The following is a 1,282-nucleotide window of genomic DNA, read 5'->3' on the forward strand; positions in this document are numbered from 1 at the left end:
ACCTAAGCTATCAGCTATCAGCGGTCAGCGGTCAGCGGTCAGCGGTCAGCTATCAGCGGTCAGCTTTTAGCTCACGCTACTTGAGGTGCCGTCAGCTTATTTTATTCAAAAGTACTGATTGCGCTACGCGCACGCTGCGCCAACAGTAGTTTGGCCACAGGCCGACATTTGATAGCTGATAGCTGATAGCTGATAACTGATAGCTTACGTCTAGAGATTTAATCAACTATGCGATCGCATCGACTATAGTAACCGTTGCGGAAACCTAACCGTTGCGGAAGCCTAACTGTTAAACAACCATGCGATCGCGTAGCGTGGCCAAAGGCCAATCGCGTAGCGTGGCCAAAGGCCAATCGCGTAGCGTGGCCAAAGGCCAATCGCGTAGCGTGGCCAAAGGCCAATCGCGTAGCCTGGCCTTTGGCCAATCCCATAGTTAGCTGTCCGGTAAAAGAAGCCCCACATCCTAATGCGTAGCATAGGTGTGGGATGAATTTTACACAGACTCTTTCGGATCAGGGAAACGAGCTATCAAGCTTCTTATCAACTCAGAGTTGGTCATACCTCTACGATCGGCTTCCTGTCTTAGTTGCCTTTTTTCAAAATCAGTCAATCTAATCATCAAATTTTTATCCTTCATTGTGCGTTGACACCTGTAAATACTTGCGCTATACTAAGTATAGGTCGAAAAACAGGAGGCAGCAACGATGATAGCAGCGTATCAGTACCGGCTAAGACTAACAAAAGAACAGGCACAGAAAGTAGAAAAATGGCTAGATATGCTTCGACACCAGTACAACTACTTACTGGCTGATAGATTTAGATGGTACGAGCAAAGCCGCTGCTCAATCAATTCTTGTCCTCTTATTTGTAATGTCCCAGAATTAAGGGATAATCCAGACTATTTTTCACAGAAACGAACCCTTCCTCAATTAAAAAAGGATAGACCTTGGTACGCTGATATTCAGTCTCAAGTTTTACAAGACTGTGTAAAGCGTGTTGACTTAGCTTTTAAGCGATTCCTAAAAGGAGACTGCAACGGAAAGAAGAGCGGAAGACCTAGATTCAAAGGCCAAAACAGGTATAAGTCTTTCACTTTCCCTTGTTTGTCCAAAAGTCCTATAGATGGAAACACCTTAACTCTTCCTAAGTTTGGAAAAGTTAAGATGATCTATCACAGACCTATCCCTGAAGGCTTCAAGGTAAAGACTGCTACTATAACTCGAAAGGCTGATGGTTATTACGTCACGCTTTCGATCCAAGATGACACAGTTCCAGAAATCTT

2 protein-coding genes are annotated in these 1,282 nt (G+C 44.5%); one reads left to right on the plus strand and one right to left on the minus strand.

What is annotated here, in order from left to right; all coding sequences use genetic code 11:
- Positions 1-218: 218 nt before the first annotated feature.
- A complete protein-coding gene (locus tag F6K37_RS43005) occupies positions 219-431 on the minus strand; it encodes a hypothetical protein (RefSeq protein WP_287257294.1) in 213 nt (70 codons plus the stop codon).
- Positions 432-704: 273 nt separating this feature from the next.
- On the opposite strand from F6K37_RS43005, the gene F6K37_RS43010 reads away from it, so the two are divergent.
- Positions 705-1,282, plus strand: a 578-nt coding sequence (locus F6K37_RS43010; RefSeq protein ID WP_287257295.1) for an RNA-guided endonuclease InsQ/TnpB family protein, incomplete at its 3' end; no start/stop codon positions are given.

It is taken from the genome of Moorena sp. SIO4E2, from assembly GCF_010671945.1.
In the GTDB taxonomy this organism is placed as follows: Bacteria; Cyanobacteriota; Cyanobacteriia; order Cyanobacteriales; family Coleofasciculaceae; genus Moorena; species Moorena producens.

Bases quoted from the DNA above. Each gene is read 5' to 3' on its own strand.
- F6K37_RS43005 (WP_287257294.1), bottom strand. From the start codon at position 431: ATGGGATTGGCCAAAGGCCAGGCTACGCGATTGGCCTTTGGCCACGCT.